This window comes from Streptomyces sp. QH1-20 (assembly GCF_041283565.1).
In the GTDB taxonomy this organism is placed as follows: domain Bacteria; phylum Actinomycetota; class Actinomycetes; order Streptomycetales; family Streptomycetaceae; genus Streptomyces; species Streptomyces syringius.
The window spans coordinates 440,316-462,243 of record NZ_CP166299.1; the positions used below are offsets into that span (position 1 = coordinate 440,316).

Annotated in this window: 20 protein-coding genes; 13 read left to right on the plus strand and 7 right to left on the minus strand. The window is 71.3% G+C overall.

Going from position 1 to position 21,928, the window contains the following annotated elements; translation table 11 throughout:
* Nucleotides 1–152 precede the first annotated feature (152 nt).
* A complete protein-coding gene (locus AB8O64_RS02085; RefSeq protein ID WP_370417550.1) occupies nt 153–581 on the minus strand; it encodes a hypothetical protein in 429 nt (142 codons plus the stop codon).
* A 360-nt stretch (nt 582–941) separates the two neighbouring features.
* Here AB8O64_RS02085 and AB8O64_RS02090 point away from each other — a divergent pair, with 360 nt between their 5' ends.
* The 3 genes from AB8O64_RS02090 (at nt 942) to AB8O64_RS02100 (ending at nt 4,098) form a co-directional block, all read left to right on the plus strand.
* Nucleotides 942–1,823 carry a hypothetical protein gene (locus AB8O64_RS02090; protein WP_370417551.1) on the plus strand — a complete coding sequence of 294 codons (882 nt, stop codon included), beginning with the start codon at nt 942–944 and terminating at the stop codon, nt 1,821–1,823.
* A 93-nt stretch (nt 1,824–1,916) separates the two neighbouring features.
* Complete coding sequence (gene murJ / locus AB8O64_RS02095) at nt 1,917–3,599, plus strand: murein biosynthesis integral membrane protein MurJ (protein ID WP_370417553.1); 1,683 nt, start codon at nt 1,917–1,919, stop codon at nt 3,597–3,599.
* Between the two features lie 79 nt (nt 3,600–3,678).
* Nucleotides 3,679–4,098, plus strand: a complete 420-nt coding sequence (locus AB8O64_RS02100) for a GNAT family N-acetyltransferase (protein ID WP_370417554.1) — start codon at nt 3,679–3,681, stop codon at nt 4,096–4,098.
* 13 nt (nt 4,099–4,111) lie between these two features.
* On the opposite strand, the gene AB8O64_RS02105 is transcribed toward AB8O64_RS02100, so the two are convergent.
* Nucleotides 4,112–4,612 carry a hypothetical protein gene (locus tag AB8O64_RS02105; protein WP_370417555.1) on the minus strand — a complete coding sequence of 167 codons (501 nt, stop codon included), beginning with the start codon at nt 4,610–4,612 and terminating at the stop codon, nt 4,112–4,114.
* 88 nt (nt 4,613–4,700) lie between these two features.
* On the opposite strand from AB8O64_RS02105, the gene AB8O64_RS02110 reads away from it, so the two are divergent.
* The 3 genes from AB8O64_RS02110 (at nt 4,701) to AB8O64_RS02120 (ending at nt 6,842) form a co-directional block, all read left to right on the plus strand.
* On the plus strand, nt 4,701–5,264 hold the full coding sequence (locus tag AB8O64_RS02110; protein WP_370417556.1) for a YceI family protein: 564 nt from the start codon (nt 4,701–4,703) through the stop codon (nt 5,262–5,264).
* 149 nt (nt 5,265–5,413) lie between these two features.
* Nucleotides 5,414–6,118, plus strand: a complete 705-nt coding sequence (locus AB8O64_RS02115; RefSeq protein WP_356455548.1) for a lysophospholipid acyltransferase family protein — start codon at nt 5,414–5,416, stop codon at nt 6,116–6,118.
* A gap of 91 nt (nt 6,119–6,209) precedes the next feature.
* On the plus strand, nt 6,210–6,842 hold the full coding sequence (locus AB8O64_RS02120; RefSeq protein ID WP_370417557.1) for an AAA family ATPase: 633 nt from the start codon (nt 6,210–6,212) through the stop codon (nt 6,840–6,842).
* A 32-nt stretch (nt 6,843–6,874) separates the two neighbouring features.
* On the opposite strand, the gene fabV is transcribed toward AB8O64_RS02120, so the two are convergent.
* Nucleotides 6,875–8,083 carry an enoyl-[acyl-carrier-protein] reductase FabV gene (gene fabV / locus AB8O64_RS02125; protein ID WP_370417558.1) on the minus strand — a complete coding sequence of 403 codons (1,209 nt, stop codon included), beginning with the start codon at nt 8,081–8,083 and terminating at the stop codon, nt 6,875–6,877.
* A gap of 142 nt (nt 8,084–8,225) precedes the next feature.
* Nucleotides 8,226–9,284 carry an aldo/keto reductase gene (locus tag AB8O64_RS02130; RefSeq protein ID WP_370417559.1) on the minus strand — a complete coding sequence of 353 codons (1,059 nt, stop codon included), beginning with the start codon at nt 9,282–9,284 and terminating at the stop codon, nt 8,226–8,228.
* A 154-nt stretch (nt 9,285–9,438) separates the two neighbouring features.
* Here AB8O64_RS02130 and AB8O64_RS02135 point away from each other — a divergent pair, with 154 nt between their 5' ends.
* Complete coding sequence (locus tag AB8O64_RS02135; RefSeq protein WP_370417560.1) at nt 9,439–10,335, plus strand: DUF1963 domain-containing protein; 897 nt, start codon at nt 9,439–9,441, stop codon at nt 10,333–10,335.
* Nucleotides 10,336–10,384: 49 nt separating this feature from the next.
* Here the strand turns inward: AB8O64_RS02135 and AB8O64_RS02140 are convergent, their stop codons facing one another.
* The gene (locus tag AB8O64_RS02140) at nt 10,385–10,753 is read right to left on the minus strand and encodes a bleomycin resistance protein (RefSeq protein ID WP_370417561.1); all 369 of its coding nucleotides are present in this window, start codon (nt 10,751–10,753) and stop codon (nt 10,385–10,387) included.
* An 86-nt stretch (nt 10,754–10,839) separates the two neighbouring features.
* On the opposite strand from AB8O64_RS02140, the gene AB8O64_RS02145 reads away from it, so the two are divergent.
* Nucleotides 10,840–11,697 (plus strand): SMI1/KNR4 family protein, encoded by an 858-nt coding sequence (locus tag AB8O64_RS02145; protein ID WP_370417562.1) that lies wholly within the window; start codon nt 10,840–10,842, stop codon nt 11,695–11,697.
* 62 nt (nt 11,698–11,759) lie between these two features.
* On the opposite strand, the gene AB8O64_RS02150 is transcribed toward AB8O64_RS02145, so the two are convergent.
* Nucleotides 11,760–12,689: a zinc-binding dehydrogenase gene (locus AB8O64_RS02150; protein WP_370417563.1), complete on the minus strand. Its 930-nt coding sequence runs from the start codon at nt 12,687–12,689 to the stop codon at nt 11,760–11,762.
* A gap of 125 nt (nt 12,690–12,814) precedes the next feature.
* Here AB8O64_RS02150 and AB8O64_RS02155 point away from each other — a divergent pair, with 125 nt between their 5' ends.
* The 4 genes from AB8O64_RS02155 (at nt 12,815) to AB8O64_RS02170 (ending at nt 19,997) form a co-directional block, all read left to right on the plus strand.
* Entirely contained in the window at nt 12,815–13,480 is a 666-nt protein-coding gene (locus AB8O64_RS02155; protein WP_370417565.1) for a TetR/AcrR family transcriptional regulator, read from the plus strand.
* A 159-nt stretch (nt 13,481–13,639) separates the two neighbouring features.
* On the plus strand, nt 13,640–15,034 hold the full coding sequence (locus tag AB8O64_RS02160) for a cytochrome P450 (protein ID WP_370417566.1): 1,395 nt from the start codon (nt 13,640–13,642) through the stop codon (nt 15,032–15,034).
* A gap of 236 nt (nt 15,035–15,270) precedes the next feature.
* On the plus strand, nt 15,271–16,260 hold the full coding sequence (locus AB8O64_RS02165; protein WP_370417567.1) for an ornithine cyclodeaminase family protein: 990 nt from the start codon (nt 15,271–15,273) through the stop codon (nt 16,258–16,260).
* 44 nt (nt 16,261–16,304) lie between these two features.
* Nucleotides 16,305–19,997, plus strand: a complete 3,693-nt coding sequence (locus tag AB8O64_RS02170) for a hydantoinase B/oxoprolinase family protein (protein WP_370417568.1) — start codon at nt 16,305–16,307, stop codon at nt 19,995–19,997.
* Here AB8O64_RS02170 and AB8O64_RS02175 read toward each other — a convergent pair.
* A complete protein-coding gene (locus AB8O64_RS02175) occupies nt 19,955–20,824 on the minus strand; it encodes a universal stress protein (protein ID WP_370417569.1) in 870 nt (289 codons plus the stop codon). The two genes, AB8O64_RS02170 and AB8O64_RS02175, sit on opposite strands and share 43 nt — an antisense overlap.
* Before the next feature lie 212 nt (nt 20,825–21,036).
* Between AB8O64_RS02175 and AB8O64_RS02180 the strand changes: the two genes are divergently transcribed.
* Complete coding sequence (locus AB8O64_RS02180; RefSeq protein WP_370417570.1) at nt 21,037–21,924, plus strand: universal stress protein; 888 nt, start codon at nt 21,037–21,039, stop codon at nt 21,922–21,924.
* Nucleotides 21,925–21,928: the final 4 nt, after the last annotated feature.

The following is a 21,928-nucleotide window of genomic DNA, read 5'->3' on the forward strand; positions in this document are numbered from 1 at the left end:
ATGACGGCCGACCACGGAACACATCCGTGCCCTGCCGTTTCCGATTTCGGCTGCCGCAATGTACGCGCCCTTTACCAAGGGTACGAAAAAGGCGACCACCGAATCAGTGGCCGCCTTTGCGGATTACCCTTGGGGCACCTGGCTAAAAACCGTTATACAGGCTCGCCCGCGGCCGGCTTGGACGTCTTCGCACGACGCTTTCGGGCCTGCGCCGGAACCTGCTGGGCCTCCCGGGAAGCAGCCACATAAGGCTGAAGAGCCTCAAGGTATTCCTTGAAGGTGTCCTCGCCCATGTCCAGCTCCCGGCGCTCGTAGACCACGCACGGTCGCATGGCGATCTTCGGGCTGCCGTCCTCGTTCTGCTCCCCCGTGTCGTACTCCTCGGTGCCCTTGGCTGCCACCAGGAGCTCGACCGAGAAAACACCCTCGGTGACATCCGGCTTCAGGTCGTCGTGCTGGAGCAGACGCCCGTAGGTTGTCGTCGTAAGTGTCTGGCCGCCGACTACCGTAGTGGTGACAGCCTCTTCCACTCCCGGCTCACCCTTTTCGGATTCGTCGACCTGGACAAACTTGACGGCCATTGCGGTTTTCCCTTCTCGAAGACAGTCCAAATGATAGGCGAAAGTATGCCCGTTGAGCCAATCCGTAATAGAGAATGACCCCTTTTGGGCGAAGGGTGATTTTTGGTGTCTCTCGGGGTCTCTTGCTGAATCTTAAGAAGCCGAGGTTGAAGGTCCATACGGTCAGTCCGCGGCGCCCCGGCCGGGGCCACTCCCGGACGTCCGGCAGCAAGGCCGTTCAGGTTCCGTCACAACCGATCCGCTTCGTACGCCGCGCCCCGGGACGGTAAGGGGACGAACGGACAGTCACACATCCGGAACCCCGTCGTGGCGAGCCGGTGATGCCGCCCCGAGCACGGCACGAGGTCCTACGGTGGTCCCATGCCCAGAGTGCGCGACTACCCCCTCCGCCTGAAGCAGCCGGTGCGCGACGTGCAGGCGTTCCTGTCGAGCGCGGGTGGCCTCCGGCCGTACGCCCTCGCGTCGGCGGATTTCGAACCACTGGTGCCCGAGGGCGAGGGCGCCGACGTCCTCGCGTTCGTCAACGACGTGCCGGCCGCCGAGCTGCCACCGGAGTTCGGTGCGGCGTTCGGCGAGGGCGTTCTCGCGGAGCTGCGCGCGTGGTCGTTCAACGGCGTACCGCCGTACGCGGTGCGGGTGCGGCTGCGTGACGCGCGCTGGCGCGAAGGCGAGTCGACCGCCGCCGGCTTCGCGTGGGCCGGCCGGCGTGCCGCCCGTGAGGCGGGCCACTGCATCCATGAAGGCGTCCTCCCGCGCCCCTACCTCACGCGCTGGCCGCCCGCCCGTACGGCGACGCACCCGGTGCCGGAGTACGACGTGCCCGGACCCCGGCCCAGCGTGCCCGGCCGCCCCGTCCGTGATGTGCGTGTCCGGCTCGTCACGCCCGCCGCCTGCGGAGTCTTCGCCATCGCCACCACCGACTTCGAGCCGCTCCCCGCCGACTCGGGCCTCCTCTTCGAGTTCGCCGCGGAGGTGCCGGAGGACCGGCTCCCGCGCGAGTTCGCGGACGCGTTCGAGCACGGGGTCCATCACGCGCTCTGCGCTTCCGGTACCCGCCGGGTACCCACCGCGGCGTTCCGGGTCCGGCTGCACGACGCGAAGTGGCACGAGGTCGATTCCAACGAGGTGATCTTCGCCAAAGCCGGCCGCAGGGCAGCCGCGGAAGCCCTGCGCTGCTGCGCGGAAGGCAGCGCCCCGCGCCCCGTCGACCCCTGGCCGGCCCACGGCGCACCCCGCCCCTGAGACCGGTGCCGTAGCGCACGGAGCGGGGTGCGTCCCGTCTGCCCGGATGAGGCGGAAGACCGCGAATGATTTCGGCGCCGTAGATTTGAGCCCATGTCAGAGGGCAAGAACACCGCGGCGACGCGGCCGCGTGATCAACGGAGGCGGCGGCACGCCGCCCGGAAGCCGGGGGCGGGCAAGGGCGGGCTGAGGCGCTCGTCCTTACTGATGGCGGCGGGGACGGTGGTGTCCCGGGCGACGGGGCTGATCAGACAGATACTCCAGGCCGGTGCCCTGGGGACCGGCCTGCTCGCCACCACGTACAACAATGCCAACGTCGTCCCGACGAGCCTGTACTTCCTGTTCATCGGAGGGGCGCTGAACTCGGTGCTGGTGCCCCAGCTGGTCCGGGCCCGGGCCGAGCATCCTGATGGCGGGCTGGCCTTCGAGCAGCGCCTGGTGACGCTCGTGCTGTCCGTGCTCGGCATCGGCACGCTGCTGGCCGTGTGGGCCGCCCCGCAGATCATCAGCGTCTACCAGACGGACTCACCGGAGAACCACGCCGCGTTCGAGCTGACCGTGGTCTTCGCCCGGTTCCTGCTTCCGCAGATCTTCTTCTACGGACTGTTCAGCATCCTGGGCCAGGTCCTCAACGCCCGGGGCAGATTCGGGGCGATGATGTGGACTCCGGTCCTCAACAACGTGGTTCTGATCGCGATGTTCGGCGTGTACGTCGGCATGATGACCGTCCCGGACCGGGTGGAGGACATCACCCCGACGCAGGTGACGCTACTCGGGGTGGGCACCACGCTCGCCCTGGCCGTGCAGGCCCTCGCGTTGATTCCCTGCGTCCGCGCCGCCGGATTCCGCTTCAGGCCGCGTTTCGACTGGCGTGGCACCGGCTTGCGCAAGAGCGTCGCGGCGGCCCGCTGGACCCTGTTGTTCGTGCTGGTCAACCTGGCGGCCACCACGGTGGTGACGCACTACGCCACCGCGGCGGACAAGGCACTGCCCCACGACGGTGTGGGCTTCACCGCCTACACCTACGCGCAGACGATCTGGATGCTGCCGCAGTCGATCGTCACGGTCACACTCGTCACGGCGCTGCTGCCACGGATGACCCGGGCCGTCGCCGAGGACCGCCTCGACGATCTGCGAGGTGATCTCTCCCGGGCCCTGCGGGTCAGTGGCGTCGTCATCGTTCCCGCCGCCTTCTTCTTCCTCGCCTTCGGCCCGCAGATCGCGCAGCTGCTGTTCGCGCACGGCGCGGCCGATGCCGCGTCCACCCGTCCTCTCGGGCACATGCTGCAAGCGTTCGGACTCGGTCTGATGCCCTTCTCCGCGCAGTACCTGCTGCTCCGCGGCTTCTACGCCTTCGAGGACACCCGTACACCGTTCCGGATGGCCCTGTGGATCAGTGCCGTCAACATCGGCCTGTCCGCCGCCTGTCATTTCCTGCTGCCCGCGCGCTGGGCGGTCACCGGCATGGCCGCCGCCTATACCGTCTCCTATGCCGTGGGCCTGGTGGTCACCGCGCTGGTGCTGCGGCGCCGTCTGGACGGCCGGCTGGACGGCCGGAGGCTGTGCCGCACGTACGGCAAGCTCACGACGTCCGCGGTGCTGGCGGGGACGCTCGGCTGGCTCGCGGGCCGTGCCTGTCCCACGGCCCTCGTCCCGGCCGCGTGGGCACCGGCCCTGAGCCTGGCGGCGGGAGGCGTCACGATGGTGTTCCTGTTCGTGCTGCTCGCGAAGGCTTTCGAGATCGGCGAGTTGCGGAGCCTGCCGGATCTGCGATGATCCGGCAGGAAGGGGTCCGGCGCGGTCCGGAAAATACCCCGGTGCGAGGCCCCGGCTGCCTGTGGCAGGGTCGTCTTCCATGATCGATGACTATGAGTTCTCGAGCGACCCGGCCCGCCTGGACGGCGCCTTGATTCATCACTGGATCTCCACCGACACGTATTGGGCGGTGGGGCGCTCACGTGAGAAGCAGGACAGCGCGATGGCCGGTTCGCTGAACTTCGGGGCCTATGAGAAGGCGTCGGGCGCCCAGGTCGCCTATGCGCGGGTGGTCACGGACCGCGCCACGTTCGCCTGGCTGTGCGATGTCTACGTCGACCGCCGGGCACGCGGCAAGGGACTCGGCACCGCGCTGGTCACGGCCGTCCGTGACCACCTCGCGCCCTTCGGGCTGAACCGCATCCTGCTCTCGACCGGGGACGCCCACGGCGTCTACGAGAAGGTCGGCTTCCAGCCGCTGGAGACTCCGGGTAACTGGATGGCCTACGGGCGGCTGTAGCGGCCGGGCCGGTTCAGACGCCCCAGTCGCGGCCGCAGAACATGCAGACGTCGCACCAGGCCAGCGGGGTCAGTACCCGGTCCCGGACGCATGAGGCGGGGATCACGTCATGGGGAGCCGGCAGTTCGTCCGGCTCCCCGCCGGCGGTGGCCGGGTCGAAGGCCGCGACGATGCGGCGGAAGCGGTGCAGATACTTCAGGGCGAAGGGCGGCTCGTAGCCGAGCTCGTCCCAGCGGTGGCGGTCGAGGGCCAGCGTGGCGACGTCGAGAACGAAGCGCTTGTTCCGGGCCCACTCGGCGGGGTTCTCGCCCCAGTCGATGTCCTCCAGCAGGAAACCGACCGCGCCGGAGCCCATGAGGGACTGGTCCTGGCGGGCGATGAGGGCCGCGAAGCGGTAATCCCACTCCGTGACGGCCAGCGCGGTGACCGCGAGCATCAGCGTGTCGGCGAAGACCGCGGTGCCGCCGTTGGACATATAGAGGTCGTGACCGCCGCCTCCGAAGACATTCCCCACCCGGTCACCGTACCCGGGATCCCCTCCGCAGGAATCCCGCGCGCTCCCGTCCTACGCTGGCTGCAGGGGCAAGCGCCAGGGAGCTGCCATGGTCACGACGAAGTGGGTCTTCGAGCCCGGTCACACCGGTGCGGAGTTCTGTGCCAGGCACATGATGGTCACCTATGTGCGCGGCCAGTTCAAGAACGTGCGCGGCATGATGGAGGTCGACCCCGACGAGCCGGAGAAGGCCCGTGTCGAAGCGACGATCGACGCGACCCAGGTGTACACCGGGCAGCCCGAGCGTGACGCCCATCTGCGCAGTGCCGACTTCTTCGATGTCGACCACCACCCGACCTGGACGTTCGCCTCCTCGCGCGTCCACCAGGTGAGCGCGACCGGGTTCGAGGTCACCGGCGATCTCACCGTGCGCGGAGTGACGCGACCCGTGACCTTCGACGTGTCGTATCTGGGGCAGTGGGACACCCCCTGGTGGGAGGACGGCCGGGACCTCGGGCCCAGGCAGCGCGCCGGCTTCACGGCCAAGGCCCGGGTGAACCGACATGACTTCGGGGTCAGTTGGAACGATGTGGTCGACCGGGGCGGGGTGGTCGTGAGCGACATGATCGATGTCATCGTCGACGTCGAGGCCGTGCGCGAACCGGCCGAGTAGCGGGCGCGCTCACGGCACGGTGCACGAACACCACTTCCGGCCACCCCCGGCGTTCCTCTTATGGCTCAAGTGGCACTCTCCCGCTCGCCGCTCCCGGCGGTTTACCGTCCCTCGGCACGGGGGTCGCTGACGGAGAGAGGCTCACTGACTTGTTCTACTACGTGTTCAGAACCGTGGTGCTGGTGCCGTTGCTGCGGTGGCTCTTCCGGCCGAGAGTCGAGGGGCTGGAGCACGTGCCGCACGAGGGGGCGGCGATCATCGCGGGGAACCATCTGTCGTTCTGCGACAGCTTCCTCATGCCCGTGATGATCAAGCGCCGGGTCACCTTCCTGTGCAAGAAGGAGTACTTCACGGGCCGCGGCCTCAAAGGCCGGCTGACCGCGGCGTTCTTCCGCGCCAACGGGCAGATCCCGGTGGACCGGTCCGGTGAGGGGGCCGGGCGGGCGGCGGTCGAGGAGGGTCTGCGCGTGCTGGGCAGAAGGGAGCTGCTCGGCATCTATCCCGAGGGGACCCGCTCGCACGACGGCCGGCTCTACAAGGGGAAGGTGGGGGTGGCGGCCATGGCGATACGGTCGGGGGCGCCGGTGATTCCGTGCGCGATGATCGGCACGTTCGAGTCCCAGCCGATCGGACGCCGCCTCCCGCGTCTCATGCCGATCACGATCCGCTTCGGGAAGCCGCTGGACTTCTCCCGCTACGCGGGGATGGAGGAGCGGCGCGAGGTGCTGCGGGCCGCCACGGACGAGATCATGTACGCGCTCCTGAAGCTGTCGGAGCAGGAGTACGTCGACCGGTACGCGGCCGAGGCCAAGGCGGAGCAGCAGACGCCGGTCCTGGCCCACCAACCGCGCTGACCCCTGCGCGCCGGCCGGCCCGGCAGCACACCGGGCCGGCCGGACGGGCTTGCCTTCGCGCCGCCGGAGGACGGTCTCGTAGGGTCTGTCCATGCTTCTATGGATCAACGGCCCCTTCGGCGGGGGAAAGACGCAGACCGCGCACGAGATCCAGCGTCGGCTCCCCGGCAGTGTCGTCTGCGACCCCGAACACGTCGGCTTCGGACTGCACCGGATGATGCCCCCGGCTCTGCGCGGGGACTTCCAGGACCTTCCGGCCTGGCGGCAGGGCGTGTATGAGGTACTGGACCGGACACTCACGGCGTACGAGGGCACGGTGATCGTGCCGATGACGGTCGTGGAGCCCGTGTACTTCCGGGAGATCGTCGGCCGGCTGCGGGAACGGGGCCACGACGTACGGCACTTCGCGCTGCTGGCCCGGCGGGAGACGGTGCTGCGACGGCTGAGCGAGCGGGGCTTCGGGCACGCCGTGCGGGTCGTCGCCGGCAAGGACGCCCCCTTGCGCCGGGAGAGCTTCGCGGTGTCGAAGCTCTATGTGTGTCTGGAGCGGCTGGGCGAGGCGGAGTTCGCCGAGCACGTGTGGACCGACCACATCCCGGTCGCGGCGGTCGCCGACCACATCGCGGACTCCGCCGGGCTGGCGCTCACCCCCAATACCGACAGCCCGCTCCGGGGCCGGCTGCGCCGGGCGTGGACGGGGGCCCGGCACATCCGGTTCGACTGACGGCGCGCCGCCTCTTCGGCTCGCGGCGCGGGTCAGGTGGTGGGAGCGGGCCAGGGAACGTCGGTTTCGACGGCGGCGGTGTAGTCGACGCCGGGGACGGAGAAACCGTAGAGACGGCGGACTTCGTCGCCGAACCAGTCGAGGTCGGCGAGTGCGGTGATGGTGTCGCTGGTGGCGGTGTTCCAGCGTTCGGCCACGGCGTTCTGCACGGCGGGGTCGAGTTCCCAGGTGTCTAGGCGGACCCGGCCCTCGTCGTCGAGGTCGAGGGGGCGCGCGCCGGTCAGCCGGTCCCACAGCTCCACCAGTTGACCGACGGGGGCCACCATGGCGTCGCCGAGGACGCCGCGCAGCAGCCCGACGTACAGGGCGATGCCGGGGACGGCGGTGGAGGACTGGGTCACGGCGGCGGCATTGACCGAGGTCACGGCCCGGCCGCCCAGGGTCTTGCCGAGTCGCTCGTCCAAGCTGCGTGCGGTGGCTTCCAGATGGGACTTCGCGGCGCCGATGGTGCCCTGCCGGTAGATCGCCGCGGTGAGCGGCGAGCCGATGTAGGACAGGGCGGCGGTGGCGAAGCCGTCGGCGAGCAGGGACCGGCCGGCCAGGAACGTGATCCACCGTTCCCAGTCGGTGCCGCCCATCACCGCCACGGTCTGCTCGATGTCGTCGCCCTCGGCCGCCGCGGCGGTGATCTCCTTCACCTCCGGGGCACCGTGCTCGTCGAAGACGAGGATCTTGGTGGTGTGCGGCGAGCCGATCGGCTTGAGGACCGAGGCATGCACCTGGCCGGTGTCCGGGTCCGTGCGGCGAGGCGCGGCCACCGAGTAGATCAGGTAGTCGAGTCGTCCCCCGAACCGCTCGACGAGGAGGTCGGCGACCTGCTCCTTCACGGTGTCGCTGAACGCATCGCCGTTGAGGAAGACCATGTCCCGCCCGTGCTGTCGGGCGAGCCGGGCGGTGGCGGCGGTGCGGTACCAGCCGGCCGTGCCGGTGCGCCGCGCGGGCGCCTTCTCGAAGCACACCCCGATGCCCCGGATACCGACACGGGCCAGACCCGCGATCGTGGCGGCCAGCCCGTACCCGGCGGACGAGCCGATGACCAGAGCCACCGGCCCTTCGCTCCCGGCGGGGACCGGGGCGGGGACGGCCTGCCACATCTCGTCCACCAGTTGTCGGCAGCCGCCGGGATGCGAGTCGAGGAACAAAAAGCCCCGGCTCTTGGGTGCGATGACGCGTTCGCTCACGGTGTGATGTCCCAGGTGTCGTCACGGACAAGGACGCGGCGGCCGCCTCGGCCGCCCCGTCCCGCAAGTCTGCGGCCGCTCCGACGAACCCGGTGGTCTTGACCGGCACAACGATGTCCGGCCGGGCTTGGAGGGTTTCCCCCTAGAGGATCTCGCCGGGCGTGCGGCGATAGGTGGAGCGTCGGTCCTCGATGGCGGTCCACCGGTCGCCGTAGACGTTCTCCGTGATGCCCGGCTCCCGCAGGAAGTCGTGCGGGAACCCGAGCGACACCGCGCTCGCCTCGTTGAGGCGCTCGACGGCGGCCGCGTCGAGGGCGACCTCGACGGCGGCGAGATTGTCGGCGAGCTGGCTCTCCTTGGTGGCGGCGATGATCGGGACGATGTTGCCGGGACGGCCCAGGAGCCAGGCCAGCGCCACCTGCGCCGGGCTCCAGCCGCCCTGTTCGGCGATCTCCATCACCGCGGTGATGATCTCGTCCTCCTTGCGGTCCGTCCCGCTGTCCCAGCCCGGGGCGTTCAGCCTGCCCGTCTCGCCGCGCCGGTACTTGCCGGTCAGCTTGCCGCCCGCGAGCGGGCTCCACGCCAGCACGGCCAGGTCGAAGGCGCGGGCCTGCGGCAGCAGTTCACGCTCCGGTGTGCGCTCCAGCAGGTTGTAGCGCAGCTGCGAGCCCGCGAACGAGGTCCACCCGCGGAGCTCGGCGAGTGTGTTGGCCTGCGCGATCTCCCAGGCGGGCCAGTCGGAGACGCCGATGTAGAGCACCTTTCCCGCGCGGACGAGGTCGTCCAGCGCCCGCATGACCTCCTCGACCGGTGTGAAGTTGTCCCGGGCGTGCACCCACAGGACGTCGAGGCGGTCGGTGCGCAGCCGGCCGAGGCTCTCCTCCACCGATCGCACGAGGTTCTTGCGGTGGTTGCCCGCCGCGTTCACATCGCCCTTGCGGGTGGCGCAGGTGTACTTGCTCGCCAGGACGAAACTCTCGCGGCGGCCGTCGAGCAGCTCGCCGAGAATGGTCTCCGAGGTGCCGTCGGTGTAGATGTCGGCCGTGTCGATGAAGTTGCCGCCGGCGTCGGCGTAGGCGTCGAGGATGCGCCCGCTGGTGTCCTTGGCGGCGCCCCACCCCCAGTCGTCGCCGATGGTCATGGCGCCCAGGCTCAGCTCGCTGACGCGCAGACCGGTCCTGCCGAACAGTGTGTATCGCACGGTGTTCCCTTCGGATGAGGTCGTGCCCACGACGCTACGAGCTGGAGCGTGCTTCAACGCAAGTTCTTCGGCGGGTGTGTCATACCCGGGGGTTACGCTCTCGATTCGCCGCGGCAGGAGCCGCCGTGCGACCGGATCGTCAGGAGTGCCCGCCATGGCTCGTACCACCCCGCCCCGCCCCCTCGACGTGGAGGCGCTGTTCCCCGAGGTCGTTCCCTACCGCAGGGACGCGGTCCGGCTGCACCCACGGGCCGGGAGCCCCGGCGCGCGGGAGAGTTCGCTGGGCGGGCCGGTGCTGTGGCCGCGGTCGGTGGACTGGCCGCACTGCGAGGACGACCACCCGTCGACGGCGTTCGCGCCGCCGCGGGAGGCCGGTGCGCTGCCCTTGGTGCCCGTGCTCCAGTTGTTCGCCGCCGATGTGCCCGAGCTGCCGTTTCCCGCCGGAACGGACGTCCTGCAGGTCCTGTGGTGCCCCTTCGACCACAAGGCGGGTTATGTGCCCCGCCCGGAGCTGCACTGGTGGGACAGCGCCCGGTGCGACGGTGAACCCGTCGCACCGCACCGGCCGGCCGGTGCCCACGACGACTACCTCCCGGACCCGTGCGTGCTGCACCCGGAGCGGGTCACCGAGTACCCGAACTGGGATCTGCCCGAGGACATCGCCGACGCGCTGGAGGAGAGGTTCGAGGAGGTGGAGGAGGAGACCGGCTGGTCGTACTGGTCCCATCTCTCGGTGCCCCACGGCGTCAAGGTCGGCGGATACCCGACGTGGACCCAGGATCCGTACTGGCCCGACTGCACCGGATGCGGCCTGCGCATGGAGCATCTGCTGACGGTCAACAGCAGGGAGTTCGACGGGGAGTCGTGGCGGGGCTGGCTGCCCTTGGAGGACACGCCCGCCACGGGCGAGATCTGGGACCTGCCCTACGAGGAGCGCCGGATGATCCAGGGGCCGCCGGGGCTGACGCTCGGTGACATGGGCGGCATATACCTCTTCGTCTGCACCCGGTGTCCCGACCGGCCCTACGCCTACCATTCCGACTGCTCGTAGCGCCCGGGCGCGAGCGCCGCACGATCGCGAGTGGGTGCCGCCCGTCGCCTCAGCGTTCGGCGGCGAAGTGGACGCAGTTCCCGGCGGGGTCGCGGACCGCGAACTCGCGGCCCGCCGGTGAGTCGCCCACCGCGGTCATGGCCGGGCCGGAGACGTCCGCGTAGTCGGTGGAGACCACGCGCGACCATTCCTCGTGCAAGGCGTCGAGTCCTACGACCTCCACCCACGCGGAGGTGTTGTCCGCGACGACCTGGTGTTCCGTCCGGCTGATGAAGAGCTGTACGTCACCTCGGTGGATGCCCGCGAAGTCCGGGTCCGCGAAGTCCTCTTCGAAGCCCAGGGCATCGACCCAGAAGGCGACGTCGGCCAACACGTCGACAGCGGTCAGAACCGGGACGGCACCGGTGAATTTCACCATGACGGACCCCTTTCGCGTGGTTGCCGAACAGATGGGGAACCAGGCTATCGGCGAAGCGGCGCAGCGGCCCGATTAGGGTGGCCCGCATGTCTTTTTCCAGCCCTCTGCTGACCGACCTCGTCCGGCGCGTGCCGCCGCCGGCCCGCCCGACGGGCGGTCAGGGCGACTGGGCGGCCGTGGAGGCCTCGCTCGGGACCCGTCTGCCGTCCGATTTCAAGGCACTCGTCGCCAGCTACGGCCGGGGGGAGTTCTGTGACGTCATCGGGCTGTGCACCCCGTTCGGGGAGGACAACCCGGTGCGGCTCACGGCGGACCTGCTCGAGGACTACGGCTCGTCGCGGGAGATGTTCCCCGAGCGCTATCCGTATCCGCTGTTCCCGGAACCGGGCGGGCTGATCGCCTGGGGGCTGACCGATGTGGGCCACCATCTGTGCTGGCTGACCGTCGGGGAGCCCGATTCCTGGTCGGTGGTGGTCTGGTCACGCGATGACGACCACGAGGAATACGACTGCTGTGCCACCGACTTCATCGAGGGCTGGGTCAGCGGGCGGATCGTCTCCGAGGCCATGCCCGACGACGAGGGACTCGCCCCGTGGTTCGACGCGGCGCGCGAGGAGGTCCATGTGTACGTGCCGCTGTCGGAAGGGTCCCTGCCCTACGCGGAGCGGCTGCGGATCCTGCGTGCCGCCTTGGCGCCCACTGTCGACCGGGGCAGCTTCCACTCCGTGTACGACGACAGCCGCCAGGACCACTTCGCGACCGTGGAGACCGGTTGGCGGCTGACGTACGAGACGGCGTACGGCCATCAGATCCGGGTGGCGTTCCCGCCCGGGGACAGTGAGCGGGCCCGCCGGGCGGTGCTCGGGGCGGTGGCGGCGATGGGCTGCGAGGTGCTGTCGACGAACACCGTGCACGGCGCCGCCGCGTGGGGGCCGATGCCGTAGGACTGTGCCGGGCGGCACACGTCAGGCGATCACGCCGCTCACCTTCTGTCCCCCGGTGCGTATCAGGGGATGTCCAGTACCGCCTTGCCGTGAAGCCGGCGTCCGAGCAGCGCCCCGATGGCGTCGGCGGCCTCGTCCCAGCCGCCGCGCCAGGAGATCTGCGGGTCGAGCCCTCCGGTGGCGACCTTGTCCGCGAGCCAGGTCAGGTCCGGGGCGAGCCCCGGGCAGCCGAGCAGGAAGAAGCTGGTGATCGCGCGGTCGTGCCGGCCCTGGTCGCCGAAGAGCGCGCCGAACGGCAAGGTCTCGCCCTGCCCCGCGGAGTGCCCGACCGCGACCAGGGTGCCCCGCTCGACCAGCTTGCCGTAGGCGTCGACGAGTTGCTGTCCGCCCACCAGCTCCACGACACCGTCGACCGGCCCGTCGACCTGGAGCGGTCCGTTCACCACCTCGTGGGCCCCCAGCTCCAGGAGGCCGTCACCGTGCTTCCCCGGGTCCCCGGTGGAGGCGATGACGTGCGCTCCGCCGAGCCGGGCGAGCTGTACGGCGTACCGGCCGACGCCGCCCGTGGCTCCGGTGACGAGGACGCGCCTGCCCAGGAGGGGCCCGACGCGGTGGAGGGCGCGCAGGGCACTGGCGCCCGCCACGGGCACCGTGCTGATGGCTCCGGGGTCGGCTCCCGGCGGGACGATCCCCATCAAGTCGGTGTCGACGGCTCGCAGTTCGGCCCAGGCGCCGTCGGCGCCGAGTGTGACCACGGGGGTACCGGCCGCGGGGCCGGAGCCGTCGGCGGCGGCCCGTTCCACGACTCCGGCCGCGTCCCAGCCGAGGACGGCGCCCTCGGGCGCGCCCTTCAGGCCGAACTCGACCTCGCCGTGATTGAGGGACGTCGCCGTCACGCGCACCAGGGCCTGGTGCGGGGCGGGTTCGGGGTCGGAGGCCCGGCCGAGGCGGAGGCCGGCGGGGACGGATCGGTCGACGAGCAGAGCACGCACGGGGTGCACCTTCCTTGGGGTCGGATCGCCACCGGAGATCAGGTCGGTGAAGATCGGAAACACAGTTATGCCACTGAGTGGCATAAGCGCGCAAGTGGCATTCACCCCTCAGGTACGCTTGCGCCATGAGCAACGCGCTGCCGTCCCGCGACCCCGACGACCGGCTCCCGCTGCGCGAACGCAAAAAGCTGCGCACGCGACAGGCCCTGGCCGACACCGCCCTGGAGTTGTTCACCGAGCGGGGCTTCAACGGGGTGACACTCGACGAACTCTGCGACGCGGTGGAGATCTCCAAGCGCACGTTCTTCCGCTACTTCGTCGGCAAGGAGGACGTCGCCATGGCACCGACCCAGGACCTGTGGCGGGCCTTCCTCGCGGACCTCCAGACGCGCGAGCCCGGGGACGGCCCGGTGCTGGAGATGCTGCAGGACGCCCTGTTCGCCGCGATGGACCGGATGACCGCCGACGGCTGGGCCCACCGCGTCCTGCTCTCCCGCCGGCTGGCCGCCGTCACCCCGTCGATGGACGCGCACGGCCTGCACTTCTGCCACGACACCGGCCGGGCCGCGCTCGCCATCCTGCACCGCCGCCTCGACCTGGCCGACCCGGACGACCCACGCACCCGGCTGGCCGTGGACATGCTGGTCGCCGCCTTCCACTGCGCCCTGGACACCTGGACGGCCGGGCCGGGCACCCCCACCCGCGCCGGTCTGGCCGCCCGTCTGCGCGACGCCTGCGCGGCCCTCCCCGGCAGCCTCACCCTGACCGCCGGTCCGCGCCCACCGGGGTAGCCCTCCGGCGCGAGCCTTACGGACGGAGGTCCGCGACGTCGGCGGTTCGCTGTCCGTACGTCACCACATCACCCGATTCCGGCTTTTACGCGGTCGAGCGGTGGGTAATCATCATTAATACCCACTTCAAGGGTCTTCGTACTGCCTGGGGGCTGTGTCATGACCGCGACCGCTCTACCGCTGCGTCCCGTCCCCGGCCCGCGCGGTCTGCCGCTGCTGGGGAATCTCCCCGCCTTCGGCCAGGACCCGCTGGGCTTCCTCACCCGGCTTCGTGACGAGTTCGGGGACGCGGTGACGTGGTCGCTGGGGCCGAGGCGCAGCCTGCTCGTCTCCCGCCCCGAACACATCGCGGAGCTTTTGGGGGCCGTGGAGCACACCTACGACACGCTCGAGATCGGCTGGGCGTTCAAGCAGGTGACCGGCCGGAGCGTCATCCTCAGCCAGGGGGCCGACTGGCGCCGCAAACGCTCCCTCGTGCAGCCGACCGTGCGCCCCCGTCAGGTCCGCGCGTACGCCGCGACCATGGCTGACTGCGCGCGGTGGTCGGCCGACCGCTGGACGGACGGCGGGCGCGTCGACGTGCACGGGGAGATGGCGCTGCTCACCCAGCGGATCGTGGTGCGGACGCTGTTCGGCAACGACATCGGCGACCAGGCCCGCACGCTGAGCGACGCGATGGTCGTGGCCCAACGGGAGGTCGGCGCCGAGCTGCGCGGAATCGGTCTCTTCCTGCCGCCCTGGGTGCGTACACCGGCGCGCCGGCGGCTGCTCGCCGCCGTCGCGACCATCGACGCCGAGGTACACCGGCTGATCGGTGAGCGCCGGGCCGCGGGTGCGGACGCCGAAGCACGCGACGACCTGCTGAGCAGGCTGCTCGCGGCCCGGGACGAACGGGGCCTGCCGCTGTCCGCCAAGGAGGTCCGGGACGAAGCGGTGACGCTCTGGGCCGCCGGTCAGGAGACGACCTCCACCCTGCTGACGTGGGCCTGGTACCTCCTGTCGAAGTCGCCGGAGGCCCGGGCCCGGCTCGACGAGGAACTCGACCGGGTGCTCGGCGGACGGCTGCCCACCATCGACGACTACGAACGGCTGAGCTGGACCCAACAGATCGTCAAGGAGGCACTGCGGCTGTATCCGCCCGCCTGGCTGATCGCCGCCGTCGCCCGGGAGGGATCGACCCTCGGTGGTACGGCCGTGCCGCCCGGGACGGTCGTGTGGTGCAGTCAGTGGACCGCCCACCGGGACCCCCGCTGGTTCCCCGAGCCGACGGCCTTCCGCCCGCAGCGCTGGGACCCCGACGCCCCCGCTCCGGTCCCCGACCACGCCTGGTTCCCCTTCGGTGGCGGTCAACGCACCTGCCTGGGAGCCCGCTTCGCCCTGGTCGAGGCCGCCGTGGTGCTGGCCACGGTGGGCCTGCGGTACCACGTGGACGTCGATCCGGGCGAGACGGCGGTCCAGGCCGGCCTGCTGCTCCAGCCGGCCACCCCGCTGCACGCCACCGTCCGCCGCCGCGTGCCCCGGCCGCCGGGGCGGGAAGCCGAGGCGGGCGCCTGAACCGGCTCGCCCGGGTGAACGACGCGTTCGCCCCGTGCGGCGGGCGGGTGACGGCGCCGTGGCCGGGGCCCGGCGGCACGGACACGAGGCGGACAGCGCGTACAGTCGAACGCGTTCGGACGTGTACGAACGGTGAACGTGCCCGGCGGCGCGGTGTGTTCGTGGCCGCGTCGGCCCGGACCGCGGGCCGGCGCCCCGGCCGTGCGGCGGGACGGCGAATCGGGAGGCTGAGGCGTGTGCTGGTTCTGGGGCCCACCCAGGTCGAGACCCTGCTCGACCTGGACGAGTTGATCGACACCTTGGCGTCGGCGATGGCCGACCTCAGTGCGGGCCGCGCCTCGGCGCCGGACCGGGTCGCCGCGCTGGTGCCCGGGCGCGAGGCGCTGCTGGCCGCCATGCCGGGCCATGTGCCCTCGGCCGGGGTGCTCATGAGCAAGCTGGTCTCCCTCTTTCCCCACAACGCGGGAACGCCGCTGCCCACCCACCAGGCGCTGATCGTCGTGTTCGACCCGGAGACGGGTGAGCCCGTGGGTCTGCTGGACGGTACGGCCATCACCGCGGAACGCACCGGTGCCTGCTCCGCGCTGTCGGCGCGGCTGTTGGCCCGCGAGGACGCGTCCGTGCTGGCCGTACTGGGCACCGGGGTGCAGGCCCGTTCCCACGCCCGCGCCATGTGCCGGGTCCGCCCCATCCGGCAGATCCGGGTGGCGGGCCGGAACCCGGCGAAGGCGGCAGCTCTGGCCGAGGACCTGTCGTCCGTACTCGACGCCGAGGTGCGGGCGGTGCCGACCTACGCCGAGGCGCTCGACGGCGCCGACATCGCCGCCGCGGCCACCCACAGCACGGATCCGGTGGTCCGCCGCCCCTGGCTGGCGCCCGGAGTGCACATCACCTCGGTCGGGTACAACCCGAAGGGCCGTGAGATCGACGATGCCACCGTCGCCGAGGCGCTGGTGTGCGTCGAGTCGCGGCGGACCGCGCTGGCCCCCTTCCCCACCGGCAGCAACGACCTTCTGGAGCCGATCCGCGACGGCGTCATCACCGCCGGGCACGTCCACACCGAACTGGGCGAACTCGTCGCGGGCGACAAGCCGGGGCGCACCTCGCCGGAGCAGATCACGCTCTACAAATCGGTGGGTGTGGCGGTGCAGGACGCCGCCGCCGCGGCGCTGGTCCTCGCCGCCGCCCGCGAGCGGGGCATCGGCGAGGAGATCACCCTGCGGTAGGGGCGTGGCGGGCCGCGACGCGGCCGGCGGTGAAGGGAGCTGACGTGACGGACGGCGCTGGTGGGACATGGCAGTTCTGGGTCGACCGTGGCGGTACCTTCACCGACATCGTGGCGCGCCGCCCCGACGGCCGACTGCTGACGCACAAGCTCCTGTCGGAGGACCCCGCCCGCTACCGGGACGCCGCCGTGGCCGGGATCCGCACGCTGCTGGGCCTGCGGGAGGACCAGGCCGTCACGAGCGGCACGGTGGAGGCCGTACGGATGGGCACCACCGTGGCGACCAACGCCCTTCTGGAGCGCGGCGGCGAGCGGACGGCACTGGTCATCACCCGCGGCTTCGGTGACGCGCTGCGCATCGGCTACCAGAACCGGCCCCGGATCTTCGACCGGGCGATCACCCTCCCCCGGGCCCTGTACGAGCGGGTGATCGAGGTCGGGGAACGCATCACCGCGGACGGCACGGTCCTGCGTCCCCCGGAACTCGGCCCCTTGGCCGCGGAGCTGCGGCGCGCCTACGACGACGGTATCCGCGCGGTGGCGGTGGTGTGTCTGCACAGCCATCTGCACCCGGCGCACGAGAGGGCGATCGGGGCTCTCGCCGAGCGGATCGGATTCCCGCAGGTGTCACTGTCCAGCGAGGTCAGCCCGCTCATGAAGCTGGTGCCCCGGGGGGACACCACGGTCGTCGACGCCTATCTCTCGCCGGTCCTGCGGCGCTATGTGGAGCAGGTCGCCGACCGGTTGCGGGGCGTGCGGCTGATGTTCATGCAGTCCAACGGCGGCCTCGCCGAAGCGGGACACTTCCGCGGCAAGGACGCGGTCCTGTCCGGTCCGGCCGGCGGCATCGTCGGCATGGTGCGCATGTCGCGGCTGGCGGGCTTCGAGAAGGTGATCGGCTTCGACATGGGCGGCACGTCCACCGACGTGTCGCACTTCGCGGGCGAGTACGAGCGGGTGTTCACCACGCAGGTGGCGGGTGTCCGGCTGCGGGCCCCCATGCTGGACATCCACACCGTGGCGGCCGGCGGCGGGTCGGTCCTGCGCTTCGACGGCAGCCGCTACCGGGTGGGCCCGGACTCGGCCGGTGCCGCCCCGGGGCCCGCCTGCTACCGCGGCGGCGGCCCGCTGACCGTCACCGACGCCAACGTGATGCTCGGCAGGATCCAGCCCGCGCACTTCCCCCATGTGTTCGGGCCGGACGGCGACCTGTCCCTGGACCGTGAGATCGTGCGGCGGCGGTTCACCGAGCTGGCCGAGGACATCAGCGCGCGTACCGGCGACCGTCGTTCGCCCGAGCAGGTCGCCGAGGGGTATCTGCGGATCGCCGTGGCGAACATCGGCAGCGCGATCAAACGCATCTCCGTCCAGAAGGGCCACGACATCACGCGGTACGCGCTGACCACCTTCGGTGGCGCGGGCGGCCAGCACGCGTGCGCGGTGGCCGACTCGCTCGGGGTCCGCACGGTCCTCGTGCCGCCGATGGCCGGTGTGCTCTCCGCGCTCGGCATCGGCCTCGCCGACACCACGGCGATGCGCGAGCAGTCGGTGGAGGTGCCGCTCGACGGGGCACACATGGAGCGGATCACCGCGGTCGCCGGGGAGCTGGAGTCGGCGGCGCGCGCCGAACTCCTCGACGAGGACGTCCCCGCCGAGCGCGTCCGGATCACGCGGCGCGCGCGACTGCGCTACGACGGCACCGACACCACCGTGCCGGTCGAGCTCACCGACCCGGCCGGCATGACCGCGGCGTTCGAGACGAGCCACCGGGCGATGTACTCCTTCCTCATGGACCGCCCGGTCGTCGTCGAGTCCGTGTCCGTCGAGGCGACCGGCCTCACGCCGCAGCCCGATCTCGGTGGCCTCGGCGGTCCCATCGGGGAGGACACGGCCGAGGAGACCGCGTCGCTCTTCACCGACGGTGCCTGGCGGGAGGTCCCCCTCCACCGCCGGGAACGCCTGCGGCCCGGCACGTCCGTGACCGGCCCGGCGATCATCACGGAGGCCAACGCCACCACGGTCGTGGAGAGGGACTGGCACGCGGCCGTCATCCCGGAGGGGCATCTGCTCGTCGAACGCGTGGCGGCCCCCGCCGAGGCCGAGGTCGGGACCACGGCCGATCCGGTCCTCCTGGAGATCTTCAACAATCTCTTCATGTCCATCGCCGAGCAGATGGGCGCGCGGCTGGAGTCGACGGCGCAGTCCGTCAACATCAAGGAGCGGCTCGACTTCTCGTGTGCCCTCTTCGACCCCGACGGCAATCTCGTCGCCAACGCCCCGCACATCCCGGTGCACCTCGGTTCGATGGGCACCACCGTCAAGGAAGTCATCCGCCGCCGCGCAGGGGCCATGAAACCCGGCGACGCCTACGCGGTCAACGATCCGTACCACGGCGGCACCCATCTGCCGGACGTGACCGTGGTGACCCCGGTCTTCGACGACGGGGCCGGCCGGACGGGGGCCGGGGACGCGCGGATCCTGTTCTTCGTCGCCTCCCGCGGTCACCACGCGGAGATCGGCGGGCTGACGCCCGGTTCCATGCCGGCGAACAGCCGTGAGATCCACGAGGAGGGGGTGCTGTTCGACAATTGGCTGCTCGTCGAGAACGGCGTCCTGCGGGAGGCGGAGACGCTGCGGCTGCTGACGCGGGCGCCCTACCCGTCCCGCGACCCGGCCACCAATCTCGCCGACCTGCGCGCCCAGATCGCCGCCAACCGCAAGGGCGTGGAGGAGGTCGGCAAGATGATAGGCCACTTCGGCCCGGACGTGGTGCAGGCCTATATGCGCCACGTCCAGGACAACGCGGAGGAGGCCGTGCGCCGGGTCGTCGACGCGCTCGACGACGGCGCGTACCGCTACGAGACGGACTCCGGTGCGGTCATCGCCGTGCGTGTCTCGGTGGACCGCGAACACCGCACGGCGACGGTGGACTTCACGGGGACGTCATCTCAGCTGGACACGAACCTCAACGCACCCAGTTCGGTGGTGACGGCCGCCGTGCTCTATGTCTTCCGGACCCTCGTCGCCGACGACATTCCCCTCAACGACGGCTGTCTGCGTCCCTTGCGCATCGTGATCCCGCCGGGCTCGATGCTGGCACCGGTCCACCCGGCCGCGGTGGTCGCGGGCAACGTCGAGACGTCCCAGGCCATCACCGGAGCGCTCTACGCCGCCATGGGCGTGCAGGCCGAGGGCTCCGGCACCATGAACAACGTCACCTTCGGCGACGAGCACCACCAGTACTACGAGACCGTCGCCTCCGGCTCCGGCGCGGGCCAGGGGTTCGACGGCGCGTCCGTGGTGCAGACCCATATGACCAATTCACGGCTGACCGACCCCGAGGTCCTCGAATGGCGTCTCCCCGTGCTGCTGGAGGACTTCACCGTGCGGCACGGCAGTGGTGGTGCGGGGCGGTGGCGCGGCGGCGACGGCGCCGTGCGCAGGATCCGCTTCCTTCGGCCGATGACGGTGAGCGTGCTCTCCGGTCACCGCCGGGTGCCGCCCTACGGCATGGCCGGCGGCTCTTCGGGTGCCCTGGGCGCGAGCCACGTGGAGCGCGCCGACGGCAGCACGGTGCCGATGGCCGGGTGCGACTCCGTCGAGGTGGGGACCGGCGATGTGCTGGTGGTCCGGACGCCGGGCGGCGGCGGATACGGCACCCCGGGACCGGGCGGTGCCCCCGCGGCCGGCGCCCGTCACACCCTCTCGGGGACGACGGCGACGGGGCAGGGCGCGTGATGCAGGACGGCGTGGTTGCTCCGACCGAGCTGAAGACCGCCGTGCCCGGACAGCCGCCGCGCGCCGACGACCAGGAGTTCCGCGGTGGCGGCCACCTCCAGCAGCGCGTGGTGCGCGGATCCCTCCACGGTCTCGCGGTGCACGTCCACGTCGGGATGGCTGCGCTCGAAGCCCGCGAGGGCGTCGTCCAGGATGTCCGCGGCCTCCCGCTGGTGCGCGGCCACCGGATCGCCCGTGAAGAGGGGATTGCCCATGGGGCGGTGCATCGGGGAGCGCCAGGCCCGGATCGCGACCAGTCGGCATCGGCGGGTCTCCGCCTCGCGGAAGGCGAACCGGAGGGCCTGCCCGCTCTCTGCGGCACCGCCGACCCCGACCACCACCCCGCGCGCTTCCGTGGCGGGGTCGGGCCGCGCGCGGACCACCACCACCGGGCAGTGGGACCGGCCCGCCAGCGACAGGCTCACCGAGCCCAGGAGCAGCCCGGCGAGCCCGCCCCGGCCCCGCGAGCCGACGACGACCATGGTGGCCGAGCGGGCTTCCTCCAGGAGGGCCGTCACGGCGTCCTGCGGCCGGATCAGCGAGGAGATGCGTATCTCGGGGGCCTGCCGACGGGCGCGTTCCATCGCGGCCGAGACGATGTGATCGGCGAGGACCCGTTCGGAGGGGCGCTCCGGATCCGGGGGCCCACCGCCCTCGTAGCGCTCCCACAAAGAGGCATAGACCATGCGCAGGGGCAGGCCCAAACGCAGCGCCTCCTCCCCGGCCCAGTCCACCGCCCGCAGCCCGGTTTCCGACCCGTCCACCCCTACGACCACCGGAATCTCCATGATTCCACCAACTCTCCGCGATCGCCGCAAAGGCCTCATCACCACGGTCGCACTCCGGGGCCCGGGGTGCGAGGGATCCCTGAGCGGGCCGCCCCTGAGCGGGCCGCCGCCGACCGCCGCATGATGGGAGGGGGGAGGAACCCCGAGTCCTCTCGTCCGGTTCCCGCCCGGAGGGACGCCGAAGTGATCCCGAGGAGATGGAGGCACTCGTCATGGACCCCGTCATCACCGTAGGGCTCGACGGTTCTCCGGAGAGTCGCTCCGCCGCCCTGTGGGCGGCGCAGGAGGCGCGGCTGCGCGGCTGCCCACTGCGCATGCTCCACGCGTGGGTCCTGCTCTCCGCCGCGGGGGAGAAGACCACGGCCGAGAGCGACCGGGACTACTGGTCGAAGAAGATCGTCGACGATGCTCAACGGGAGGTCCACCAGCTCTACCCGGAGCTTCCCGTCACCGAGGAACTGGTGGCGGAGGACCCCGCCCCGGCACTGCTGGCCGCCGCCGCGGAGTCGGACCTGCTCGTCCTCGGCTCCCGGGGCATGGGGCCTGTCGCCGCCTTCTTCCTCGGCGACATCGGCCTGCACGTGGTGGCGCACACCGACACCCCCGTGGTGCTCGTCCGTGCTCAGGAGGACACGGCGGACACGGCGGCACAGGCGACTCCCCCGGCCGCCGACGGTGACGTGGTCGTGGGCCTGAACCTGCAGGGCCCGTGCGACCGTCTCCTGGAGTTCGCCTTCACGAACGCCGCCCGCCGCGGTGTCCCGCTGCACGCCGTCCACGCGGGAAAGCTTCCTGTGCAGGCATACGCCCCCTGGGGCATGGACCCCGACGTGGTGGAGGACCTGACGCGTGACGCGCGCAAGCTGCTCGGTGACGCGCTGCGTCCGTGGCGGGAGAAGTTCCCGGGGGTGGAGGTGAAGGAGAGCGTGCACCTGGAGAGCCCCACCCGGGTGATCATCAAGGCGGCGGCCGGGGCCGGGCTGCTCGTCATGGGGCGTCGGCAGGGGCACCGCACCGCCCTGGGGCAGCGCATCGGCCCCGTACTGCAGTCCGCCCTCCATCACGCTCCGTGCCCCGTGGCGGTCGCCCCTCACGAGTGAGGGA

What these genes read in the sequence shown, in the direction of transcription:
- AB8O64_RS02085 (WP_370417550.1), bottom strand. Translation starts at nt 581, where the DNA reads ATGGCCGTCAAGTTTGTCCAGGTCGACGAATCCGAAAAGGGTGAGCCG.
- AB8O64_RS02090 (WP_370417551.1), top strand. Translation starts at nt 942, where the DNA reads ATGCCCAGAGTGCGCGACTACCCCCTCCGCCTGAAGCAGCCGGTGCGC.
- murJ (WP_370417553.1), top strand. Translation starts at nt 1,917, where the DNA reads ATGTCAGAGGGCAAGAACACCGCGGCGACGCGGCCGCGTGATCAACGG.
- AB8O64_RS02100 (WP_370417554.1), top strand. Translation starts at nt 3,679, where the DNA reads ATGATCGATGACTATGAGTTCTCGAGCGACCCGGCCCGCCTGGACGGC.
- AB8O64_RS02110 (WP_370417556.1), top strand. Translation starts at nt 4,701, where the DNA reads ATGGTCACGACGAAGTGGGTCTTCGAGCCCGGTCACACCGGTGCGGAG.
- AB8O64_RS02120 (WP_370417557.1), top strand. Translation starts at nt 6,210, where the DNA reads ATGCTTCTATGGATCAACGGCCCCTTCGGCGGGGGAAAGACGCAGACC.
- AB8O64_RS02135 (WP_370417560.1), top strand. Translation starts at nt 9,439, where the DNA reads ATGGCTCGTACCACCCCGCCCCGCCCCCTCGACGTGGAGGCGCTGTTC.
- AB8O64_RS02140 (WP_370417561.1), bottom strand. Translation starts at nt 10,753, where the DNA reads ATGGTGAAATTCACCGGTGCCGTCCCGGTTCTGACCGCTGTCGACGTG.
- AB8O64_RS02145 (WP_370417562.1), top strand. Translation starts at nt 10,840, where the DNA reads ATGTCTTTTTCCAGCCCTCTGCTGACCGACCTCGTCCGGCGCGTGCCG.
- AB8O64_RS02155 (WP_370417565.1), top strand. Translation starts at nt 12,815, where the DNA reads ATGAGCAACGCGCTGCCGTCCCGCGACCCCGACGACCGGCTCCCGCTG.
- AB8O64_RS02160 (WP_370417566.1), top strand. Translation starts at nt 13,640, where the DNA reads ATGACCGCGACCGCTCTACCGCTGCGTCCCGTCCCCGGCCCGCGCGGT.
- AB8O64_RS02175 (WP_370417569.1), bottom strand. Translation starts at nt 20,824, where the DNA reads ATGGAGATTCCGGTGGTCGTAGGGGTGGACGGGTCGGAAACCGGGCTG.
- AB8O64_RS02180 (WP_370417570.1), top strand. Translation starts at nt 21,037, where the DNA reads ATGGACCCCGTCATCACCGTAGGGCTCGACGGTTCTCCGGAGAGTCGC.